General features: G+C 40.9%; 9 protein-coding genes. 8 read left to right on the plus strand and 1 reads right to left on the minus strand.

The annotated features are described in order from the left end of the window. Nucleotides 1-74 precede the first annotated feature (74 nt). Nucleotides 75-1,112, plus strand: a complete 1,038-nt coding sequence (locus A0765_RS02220) for an aldose epimerase family protein (protein WP_062004431.1) — start codon at nucleotides 75-77, stop codon at nucleotides 1,110-1,112. A gap of 100 nt (nucleotides 1,113-1,212) precedes the next feature. Here the strand turns inward: A0765_RS02220 and A0765_RS02225 are convergent, their stop codons facing one another. After that, nucleotides 1,213-1,476, minus strand: a complete 264-nt coding sequence (locus A0765_RS02225; RefSeq protein ID WP_179856134.1) for a YiaA/YiaB family inner membrane protein — start codon at nucleotides 1,474-1,476, stop codon at nucleotides 1,213-1,215. A gap of 348 nt (nucleotides 1,477-1,824) precedes the next feature. On the opposite strand from A0765_RS02225, the gene ruvB reads away from it, so the two are divergent. From ruvB to A0765_RS02260, 7 genes are all read left to right on the plus strand, one after another. Beyond that, on the plus strand, nucleotides 1,825-2,823 hold the full coding sequence (gene ruvB / locus A0765_RS02230) for a Holliday junction branch migration DNA helicase RuvB (RefSeq protein WP_045498319.1): 999 nt from the start codon (nucleotides 1,825-1,827) through the stop codon (nucleotides 2,821-2,823). Further along, a complete protein-coding gene (locus A0765_RS02235) occupies nucleotides 2,820-3,395 on the plus strand; it encodes a nucleotidyltransferase family protein (protein WP_062004432.1) in 576 nt (191 codons plus the stop codon). The genes ruvB and A0765_RS02235 overlap by 4 nt, the downstream gene beginning before the upstream one ends. Before the next feature lie 161 nt (nucleotides 3,396-3,556). Next, the gene (locus tag A0765_RS02240) at nucleotides 3,557-3,979 is read left to right on the plus strand and encodes a low molecular weight protein-tyrosine-phosphatase (RefSeq protein WP_062004433.1); all 423 of its coding nucleotides are present in this window, start codon (nucleotides 3,557-3,559) and stop codon (nucleotides 3,977-3,979) included. A 3-nt stretch (nucleotides 3,980-3,982) separates the two neighbouring features. Continuing rightward, nucleotides 3,983-4,396, plus strand: coding sequence for an MORN repeat-containing protein (locus A0765_RS02245; protein WP_005591332.1), 414 nt, complete (start codon nucleotides 3,983-3,985; stop codon nucleotides 4,394-4,396). After that, nucleotides 4,386-6,200, plus strand: a complete 1,815-nt coding sequence (locus A0765_RS02250) for an acyltransferase family protein (protein ID WP_062004434.1) — start codon at nucleotides 4,386-4,388, stop codon at nucleotides 6,198-6,200. The genes A0765_RS02245 and A0765_RS02250 overlap by 11 nt, the downstream gene beginning before the upstream one ends. Nucleotides 6,201-6,477: 277 nt before the next feature. Continuing rightward, a complete protein-coding gene (gene adhE, locus A0765_RS02255) occupies nucleotides 6,478-9,132 on the plus strand; it encodes a bifunctional acetaldehyde-CoA/alcohol dehydrogenase (RefSeq protein WP_062004435.1) in 2,655 nt (884 codons plus the stop codon). A gap of 132 nt (nucleotides 9,133-9,264) precedes the next feature. Then, on the plus strand, nucleotides 9,265-10,179 hold the full coding sequence (locus A0765_RS02260; protein WP_062004436.1) for a helix-turn-helix domain-containing protein: 915 nt from the start codon (nucleotides 9,265-9,267) through the stop codon (nucleotides 10,177-10,179). Nucleotides 10,180-11,013 lie beyond the last annotated feature (834 nt).

An 11,013-nucleotide genomic window follows, 5' to 3' on the forward strand; every position in this document is an offset into this window, starting at 1 on the left:
CGTCTTGCTCGACAATCCAAAGACAATTGAGAGGCTAGGACTTTTGTCCCAGACTCGAGACAGAGGGAGATTGTATGAAATCTTATCAAGAATCTATTTTTGGTACTTTTAAAGGACAGGATGTCTTAGCCTACACCTTTGAAAATAAGCTAGGCTATCGCTTCAAGGTCATGAACTATGGCGCAACGATTTTAGAATATCGGACGCCGGATAAAAATGGTGATTTTGCCAATATTATTCTAGGCTTTGAGCGTTTTGAGGATTATGTTGGCAATAGTCCCAAGCATGGTGCTAGCGTGGGACCAGTTGCGGGGCGGATTGCGAATGCTAGCTTTGAGCTGAATGGGCAGTCCTACCAGCTGGAAGTAAATAATGGCCAGAATTGCAACCACAGTGGCTCTACTGGATGGGACGGTGTGATTTTCCAGACAGAGGAAGTCACAAACGAGGGCGTCACATTTTACACAGAGCGCCCAGATGGGACGGGCGGCTTCCCTGGAAATTTGAAAATCTGGATTTCCTATTCCTTGTCGGAAAAAGGGGAGATTGAGATTTCCTATCAAGTCCAGACAGATCAGGATAGTCTGGTTAATCCGACCAACCACAGCTATTTCAATCTGTCAGGTGATTTTAGTCAGCCGATTGATCAGCATGTCCTCCAGCTGCATACCAAAGGGGTGTATCCGATTGCTCCTGACGGTTTGCCAGCAAAAGAAGTGGATGCAGATCGTGGCTTTGTCAAAGGTCTACAAACAGGTCTAGCGCTGAAAGAAATTTTTGCAGATCCAGACGAGCAAATTCAGGTCGTGTCAGGGCTGGATCATCCATTTGCTCTGGATAAAGAGCAGGAAGAGGCAGGATATCTTTATGATGCGGCCTCAGGTCGCTATTTGACTTTCCGTACGGATGCTCCTTGTGTCGTGACTTATTCGGCAAATTTTGTTGATGATTCAGTTATCATCAATGGACAGCCAATGATTCAGCATAATGGTATAGCGCTGGAAGCACAAGCCTTGCCTGATGCGATTCATAGTGACTTGAAAGATCAGGTCATTCTCAAGGCAGGGAGCCTCTTCACCAGCACCACCGTTTATTTCGCAAGTGTGAAATAAATACTAAATTTGCTTCATTTGAAGTGTATCTCACATGGCGATAGTAGCCTCAGATACAAGAAAACGGCAGAATCCCCCTATGCCGTTTTTACTATTTATTTTATTGGTTATCTAAGTCTTGTGGTTGGAAAAATTGATTGTAACGCTCTTCGTCTTCTTGGTTATCACGGATAACTTTTGCAAGAGTGAATGAAGAAGAAATCAGTCCGACAGAACCCATGAGATAGTATCCTTTAACCATCAAAGGCTCTTTCAAAGTATAGAGGCCGACGAGAACAAGAGTCACAAAGAAGGCGAATGAGCCCCAAGCCATAAACATAAAGGCTGGTGTATTCCGATAAGTTTTCTTTTTAAGGTTGTTCATATCTAAAATCTCCTTTTCGATTTTTTTCATTGTATCATGAGTTTTTGAGACAGTCAATGAAATAGAGGCTATTTTAATCAGACTGAACAATTCATATTAGTTTGTATCATCTTACTAAGATATCTAAAAGTATTTTATTTTTAAAAAATATTTTTTCTTTAAGCAAATTTTAAGATAAGGACGTTATACTAATGCCATCAAATGAAGACCTCCTAACTTTATTTGATAGAAATCCTAAAACTTTTTCATAATAATCTCCCATAAGAGCCACCAAATTCGGTGGCTTTTTTTGTATTCAGAAGCGGGTCGGATTGCTTCCTCTGCCCTATTTTTTGCTATAATAGTCCTATGAGTAGAATTTTAGATAATGAATTAATGGGGGATGAAGAGCTGGTAGAACGTACCCTCCGTCCTCAGTATTTACGAGAATATATTGGTCAGGACAAAGTCAAAGATCAGCTGAAAATTTTTATTGAAGCGGCTAAATTGCGGGATGAGGCGTTGGATCATACTCTCCTTTTTGGTCCTCCGGGTCTGGGAAAGACGACTATGGCCTTTGTCATCGCCAATGAGCTCGGTGTGAATATCAAGCAGACTTCTGGCCCGGTCATTGAAAAGGCTGGTGATTTGGTGGCCATTCTCAATGATTTGGAGCCAGGTGATGTCCTCTTTATCGATGAGATTCACCGTTTGCCTATGGCAGTGGAGGAAGTGCTGTATAGCGCCATGGAGGACTTTTACATTGACATTATGATTGGGACTGGCGAAACCAGTCGCAGCGTCCATCTGGAATTGCCGCCTTTCACTCTGATTGGGGCTACCACTCGGGCAGGCATGCTGTCCAATCCTCTGCGGGCTCGCTTTGGGATTACTGGTCACATGGAGTATTATGAAGCCAGCGATCTGACCGAAATCGTCGAGCGGACGGCAGAGATTTTTGAGATGGATATTACCCACGAGGCTGCTCGGGAGCTGGCTCTGCGTAGCCGAGGAACGCCGCGAATTGCCAATCGTCTGCTCAAGCGGGTGCGGGACTACGCGCAGATTATGGGCAATGGCTTGATTGATGATAAGATAACCGACCAGGCTCTCTCCATGCTGGATGTGGACCAGGAAGGGCTGGACTATGTGGATCAGAAAATCCTACGAACCATGATTGAAGTTTATGGTGGTGGTCCAGTCGGACTGGGGACACTTTCAGTCAATATTGCTGAGGAGCGCGAAACAGTAGAGGACATGTATGAGCCTTACCTGATTCAGAAAGGTTTTGTCATGCGGACACGGACTGGGCGCGTGGCTACAAGGAAAGCCTATGAGCATCTAGGATATGAGTATATGAAGGAATGATGACCGATCAAGAGATTTTAGAGAGGCTGAGTCAGGATCAGGATATCCGAGCGATTTTGGAGATGATCCGCAGTCTAGAATTGAAAGATTCTTGGCTGGCTGCGGGCAGTGTCAGAAATTTTATCTGGAATATCTTGTCTGGCAAGTCGGGCTTTGATACCGAAACGGATGTGGATGTCATATTCTTTGACCCAACTGTATCTTATGAGAAAACTTTGCAGCTGGAGATGGAGTTGAGAAAAGCTTTTCCCGCTTATTCTTGGGAGCTGAAAAATCAAGTCTATATGCATAGTCATAGTCCCAACACCCAGCCCTATACTAGCTCGAAAGATGCCATGAGCAAGTATCCTGAGTGCTGCACAGCTATCGGTCTTCGATTGCTGGAAAATGATAAGTTAGAGCTTTTTGCGCCCTATGGCTTGGCAGATATTCGAGCATTTCAGGTGCGACCAACACCGCATTTTTTAGCGGATGCAGAGCGAAAGAAGCTTTATATGCAAAGAATTTGCAAGAAAAACTGGCAGGCTAAATGGCCACAATTAAGTTTTGAACATCCTTCTGAAGAAAAGTAAAGTTGAATCTGGTGCAAGCTAGATTGAGTGGATTACCGCCTCAATGATCTGCACTCTTATGTAAGTAGGTATAATTAGCTGTTTTTCAGGCCCCGCTTCCGCTGTCACAGAATAATCAAGAAAGCTCCACTGTTTTCTTTTTATTCTGGTATAATAGATCTATGAAGAAAATTGTATTTGTTTGTTTAGGAAATATCTGCCGCAGTCCGATGGCAGAGTTTGTTATGAAAAGTCTGACCGATGACTTACATATTGAGAGTCGTGCAACGTCTAGCTGGGAGCATGGAAACCCTATACATCAGGGGACTCAGGCTATTTTTAAGAAACATGCGATTTCTTATGACAAAGGAAAGACTTCTCAGCAGATTTCAGCGCAAGATTTTGCAGAATTTGATTATATCATCGGCATGGATGAAGCCAATATTCGAGATTTGAAGAAAATGGCGCCAGCGGATTTTCAGGATAAAATCTACCAGTTTGCTAATATCGGCGTGCCAGATCCTTGGTACACGGGCGATTTCGATGAAACTTATGAACTGGTTTTGGCTGGTTGCCGCAAGTGGCTAGAACGCTTAAATGGATGAAAAATGGATAAAATAAAAGAATTTTACGATAAATATAAAATCTATCTGACCCGTCAGAATCTAGAAATCTTAGCAGTGACTGTGATTGCATTGTCAGCAATTTTAGTGTTTACCTCCAATATCCCTAGTAAGGGTGCGCTAACGCTGGATCAAGGTAAGATAAAATATGAGGGCAGTCTGGTTCACGGGAAAATGAACGGCGAAGGCACTCTGACATTTAAAAATGGGGATAGCTACAAAGGTCATTTTAAAAATGGGACTTTTGACGGCAAAGGGACTTTTACTTCCAAGGCTGGTTGGAAATATGAAGGTGAGTTTGCCAACGGTCAAGCCAATGGTAAAGGAAAACTGACGACAGAAAGTAATGTCGTCTATGAAGGAACGTTCAAGCAAGGAATTTATCAAAATGCGCATTAGATGGTTTTCACTGGTTCGGATTACTGGATTGGTTTTGGTGTTACTCTATCATTACTTTCAGGGAGTTTTTCCTGGAGGTTTTATTGGAGTGGACATCTTTTTCACTTTTTCAGGATTTTTGATTACTTCATTATTGATTGATGAGTTTACAAGAAGTCGGACGATTGATATTATGGGCTTTCTGAAAAGGCGCTTTTATCGTATCGTTCCTCCGCTCGTTTTTATGATTTTGGTCATCATGCCCTTTACTTTATTGATTCGTCGGGATTTTGTAGCAGGTATCGGGACGCAGATTTCAGCTGCGCTTGGCTTTGTGACCAATTTTTATGAAATGATGTCGGGCGGTAGTTATGAAAGCCAGTTTGTGCCACATTTGCTGATTCACACTTGGAGTTTAGCACTGGAAGTGCATTACTATATCCTCTGGGGCTTGGCTGCTTGGGGAATTAGCAAGATTAGCAAGTCAGTTGCTCAGTATCGGGGGCTGATTTCTCTGACTTCAATTGCTCTGTTTCTGTTCAGTTTCTTGGCTATGTTTATCGGAGCCTTTTTCAGCAAGAATTACTCCAATATTTATTTCTCAAGTTTGACCCATGTCTTTCCTTTCTTTGCTGGGACAGTGCTAGCGACTTTCTCTGGAGTTGGAAATGTGGGCGTTCAGATGAAGAAACTGGAAGAAAAGGTAGAAATCAAGCAAGTCTTGATCGCTTTAGCTGGCAGTTTTGTTCTTCTTCTTTTGCTTAGCTTTATTTTGAAATTTGACAGCCTGTGGACTTATTTATTTGGTTTCTTGATTTCAACACTTCTGGCTTGTGTCATGATAGCAGCAACTCGCATCTTGCACGATAAATTGCCAAATATTAAGGAGCCTAGTCCTCTCAACTTTATTGCAGATACTAGCTATGGTGTTTACCTCTTTCATTGGCCTTTCTATATTATTTTTACTCAGTTGATGAGCAATGGTTGGGCTGTGCTTTTGACTACAATCTTGAGTTTTGGTTTTGTGGCTCTTTCCTTCTATATTTTAGAGCCGACTTTAGCTGGACGGAAGCCTCGGATTTTTGGCAAGGAGATGAATGTAACATCCATCACCAAGCCGATTTTCTACAGTTTCATTCCGCTGACATTTATCTTGCTGATTATCACCGTGACTGCTCCGTCTGTGGGTGCTTTTGAGGAAAGCTTGATTGTCAATGCTTTGAACCAAGCTGATACGAAAATGCAGACAACTCGTAAGCATGTGGACCAAAAAACTGCGACAAATTATAATGTGGCAGAGGGCACGACTGTTATCGGTGATTCGGTCACCTTGCGCTCCGCTGAATGGATCCAAGAGGCTATACCTGACGCTCAAGTCGATGCAGTGGTTAGCCGTAATTTAGTGTCTGGTCTGGAATTTTTCAAGAACGATATTGCTAATCAAACACTCCTTCAAAACGTCGTCTTGGCATTGGGAACCAATCCAGTTGACAATTATGAAGAATTGCTGGATCAGTATATCGAGCTCTTGCCAAAAGGCCATCGCTTGATTCTGGTCACGCCATATGATGGGCGGACAGCCAACGATCCAAATAGTATTCCTGTTAAGATGCGCCAATACGAACTTGAACTTGCTAAGAAATATGATTTTGTATATGTAGCAGACTGGTATCAGGTCGCGATTAACAATCCGCAGATTTGGATTGGAACAGACTATGTCCATTATGGGGCAGATTCAGAGTCTATGGCAGAGGGAGGTAAACTCTACTCTAACATGATAAAAGAAGCTTTGGCTGCCGCTTCAAGTGGCAGTGTTAAGCCATAAAACTAGCTCGGTTGTTTAGCCGAGCTAGTTTTATAACAAAAAAGAAAGCGCTAACACATTTTTGAGGAAAAGTATGTGAAATTTTTGAGAATAAATAGAGGTTTTTATAAAAAAGCCTGAGATATCAGTGTTTAAAAAATAATCCATAAAAAGTTTGTGAACTTTTGTTGAAAGTGTTTACAAATTTGTAGGAATAGAGTATAATTATATTGTGAAATAATTAACAAAGGTTAAAATCTTCATCTAACCTTTTGGCAGAAACCATTGGAGGACTATAATGGCTGATAAGAAGAAAACTGTTGAACAAGAAGATAAAGTGCTAGCGGCAGAAAAACATGTTGATGAGCTTGTGCAAAAAGGTCTCCTAGCTCTTGAAGAAATGAGAAAACTAAATCAAGAGCAAGTAGATTACATCGTAGCAAAAGCTTCAGTTGCAGCTCTTGATGCACACGGGATCCTTGCTCAACACGCGGTTGAAGAAACTGGTCGTGGTGTATTTGAAGACAAGGCAACGAAAAACCTCTTTGCCTGTGAACACGTTGTCAACAACATGCGTGGTGTGAAGACTGTTGGTGTTATCGAAGATGATTCTGTTACTGGATTGACAAAGATTGCTGAACCTGTCGGAGTTATCTGTGGTATCACTCCAACAACGAACCCAACATCAACAGCAATTTTTAAAGCATTGATTGCCTTGAAGACACGTAACCCAATCGTTTTTGCCTTCCACCCATCTGCTCAAGAGTCCTCTGCTCACGCAGCGCAAATCGTTCGTGACGCAGCAATCGCAGCTGGCGCACCTGAAAACTGTGTGCAATGGATTACTCAGCCATCTATGGAAGCAACAGCGGCTTTGATGAACCACGATGGTATTGCAACTATCCTTGCAACAGGTGGTAATGCCATGGTTAAGGCTGCCTACTCTTGCGGGAAACCAGCTCTTGGGGTTGGTGCCGGAAACGTACCAGCTTACATTGAAAAATCTGCTGACCTTCGCCAAGCAGCTCATGATATCGTGATGTCTAAATCATTTGACAATGGTATGGTCTGCGCATCTGAGCAAGCGGTTATCATTGACAAGGAAGTTTATGACGAATTTGTAGAAGAATTCAAGTCATACCACACTTACTTTGTAAACAAAAAAGAAAAAGCCCTTCTTGAAGAATTCTGCTTTGGCGCTAAAGCAAACAGCAAAAACTGTGCTGGTGCTAAACTCAATGCAGAAATTGTAGGGAAGCCAGCTACATGGATTGCAGAACAAGCAGGCTTTAAAGTACCAGAAGGTACAAACATCTTGGCTGCAGAATGTGCTGAAGTAGGTCCAAATGAGCCATTGACTCGTGAAAAACTTTCACCAGTGATCGCTGTCTTGAAAGCTGAAGATAGAGAAGACGGTCTTAAAAAAGCTCGTCAAATGGTTGAATTTAACGGACTTGGTCACTCAGCAGCTATCCATACAAAAGATGAAGAATTGGCTAAACGCTTTGGTACTGAAATCAAAGCGATGCGGATCATCTGGAACTCTCCATCTACTTTCGGTGGTATCGGGGACGTATATAATGCCTTCATTCCATCCTTGACACTTGGATGTGGTTCATACGGACGTAACTCAGTTGGTGATAACGTGAGCGCTATTAACCTCCTAAACATCAAGAAAGTAGGGAAACGTAGAAATAATATGCAATGGTTTAAAGTTCCTTCAAAAATTTACTTCGAGCGCAACTCTATCCAATACCTTCAAACATGTGAAGATATTGAACGCGTTATGATCGTTACTGACAAATCTATCGAAAAACTTGGCTTTGTTCAACGTGTGATCGATCAATTGAACGCCCGTAGCAACCGTGTAACGATCCAAGTCTTCTCAGATGTTGAACCAGATCCAGACATCACAACTGTAGAACGTGGTGCGGAAGTGATGAAAGCATTTGAACCAGATACAATCATCGCTCTTGGTGGTGGTTCTCCAATGGACGCGGCGAAAGTAATGTGGCTCTTCTACGAGCAACCAGAAATCGACTTCCGTGACCTGGTTCAAAAATTCATGGATATCCGTAAACGTGCCTTCCGCTTCCCATCACTTGGTAAGAAAGCGAAATACATCGGTATCCCAACGACTTCAGGTACAGGTTCAGAAGTAACACCATTTGCTGTTATCTCTGATAAGAAAAACAACCGCAAATACCCATTGGCTGACTACTCATTGACACCAACTATTGCCATTGTTGACCCTGCTTTGGTTGAATCCGTTCCAGACTTCATCGCTGCTGATACAGGTATGGACGTTTTGACTCACGCTACTGAAGCCTATACTTCAAACTTTGCTAACGACTACACAGACGGTATTGCGCTTCAAACTATCAAGCTTGTCTTTGAATGGTTGGAAAAATCTGTTAAGACAGCTGACCCAGAAGCACGTGAAAAAATGCATAATGCGTCTACAATGGCTGGTATGGCCTTCGCCAATGCCTTCCTTGGTATGAGCCACTCAATGGCCCACAAGATCGGTGGTGTTCACCATACTGTTCACGGACGTACAAACGCAATCTTGCTTCCATACGTCATCCGTTACAATGGTACTCGTCCATCTAAGACCACTACATGGCCGAAGTACAACTACTGGAAAGCTGATGAGAAATTCCAAGACATTGCGAAAATGCTTGGCTTGCCTCACTCAACTCCAGAAGAAGCAGTTGAAGCATATGCTAAAGCTGTTTATGAACTTGGTGTTGCAGTAGGTATTAAGATGAACTTCAAGGATCAAGGAATTGATGAAAAAGTTTGGAAAGACAGCTTGCATGAAATTGCTCTTCTAGCTTATGAAGACCAATGTTCACCTGCAAACCCACGCTTGCCAATGGTAGCTGACATGGAAGAAATCATGGCAGATGCTTACTATGGTTATGCAGAACGTCCAGGACGTCGTAAATAATTGATATCAGACACAAGGTAGGGGAAATCCTACCTTTTTTTGGCGTGATTGGAGGAATTATGATATAATAAAAAAATAAAAGTTTGATAATGAAATTATTTGTTTTTCAAACAATAATGAGGGTTCTGGTTGATGAATAATGTTGGAAAAAGAATAGAAGAGTTGCGCAAACAAAAAGGTTTGAGCCGTCCAGCCTTTTGTGATGATGAGTCTGGTTTGTCTGTCCGCCAGTTGGCACGTATCGAAAAAGGAGAGTTTCATCCCACTCTGAAAACTCTGGAACATATTGCAGAAAAATTGGAGATTCCAGCCTATATCCTTATGCCTGACTATCAAGAATTACCAGAGCGTTATAAGGAAATCAAGTATTTTCTGCTTCATCACCCCGACTATGGAGATCAGGAGCTGCAAGAACAAAAAGATGCGTATTTTGATGAAATCTTTGAGGACTTTTATGAAAATCTTCCAAGAGATGAGCAGATAATGATCGATTGCTTGCAGGCGATTGACCAGGTGCGGGCAGGCCAAAATTCATTATATGGTCAAGGTGTGTTGGAGAATAGTTTTGACAGTCTAGTAGACATAGAACCGTTTCATACTAATACATTATTGAAATCAAGACTTTATTTTCTCTGTGCATTAATGGATGGATTGAATTCGGGATGTATAAAAGAAACTACGCAAGAAGAAATTGTTCTTCTATTTAAAAAGCTATGTCATCAAATAGAAGAAACTGAATTAGAAGATTTATATTTATTGCGGGATGCTCTGTTTGCAGCGTTGTGCTGTTTGGAGCTTGTTGGAGAGTTCTCCTATTTTAAGATGGCAGTAGATAAGTTAAATTATATTATGAATAGAACCCGAGATTTCCAAAAGAAACCATTAATTTTAATGGTCGAGTGGAAATATTATATTCAGTGTGATTTTAATGAGGCAAATCGAAAGTATCAAGAGGCGAAAGTGGTTGCTCAAATATTTGGAAATGAGGAATTGATAACGAGTCTTGATATAGAATGGCAGGAAGATATAAAAAAATATATTCGATAATTTGTGAATAGTGACATCAATGTCTTGACAAATAAAACTTTTGGCATTTTTATTAATAATTGCCAAAAGTTTTTTGTTTTGTTCGGATTTTACTATCTATTTGTTAAAAAAAGAGTGACATTTCTGTCATTGGTGATTTTTTGTTGCGCTGATATAATTATTTTTGTAAGTAAGACATCAGAGAGGAAAAACAAATGTTTAAATTTTTTAATTTGCTGGGTTTTATCGGTGGTTGGTGGGGGTAAATACAAAAAGTTACTGCACATTAATATTCGAACGATTCAATAATATACCAAATTTGTACAGAGTTGGCGTACGAGATGTATTAGTCATTCGACAGTCATATGATACCCTAATACAAGTGGAGATAAGAATCAATGGTTACTTGTTAGACTTGATTACGGTTAAAAGAAATATTCTTAGAGTTTATACTTTGAAAAATATCTCTCCTACTGCACGAATTACAGTATCAGATATCACAGAAGGACTTGATATGACTCTGAAATACAATCGTACATTTAGGGATTTTGATTTTTTTGAAAAATTAAAATAGGTTTGAAAAAGAAGAAGAGGCATGAGGCAGACAATTTATACACCAGTGTATAAAAAACGGTCATTCAAATGTAAGCATCCGTGTTTTGCATTTATCGTTAAATGATAGTAATTCACATAACATAAAGAACTTGGAGAACAAAATGCATGAAACATCAGTTAGCTAATCATTGGATTTTGGAAGACAGTGACTTCATAACGAAACAATCTTATCCAAAGCCATGGTTAAAAAGAACAAAATAGATTAAAGGAGACATAAAATGGCAAAACAAATTAAAAAAG

Source organism: Streptococcus cristatus (assembly GCF_001588905.1).
Lineage (GTDB): Bacteria > Bacillota > Bacilli > Lactobacillales > Streptococcaceae > Streptococcus > Streptococcus cristatus_N.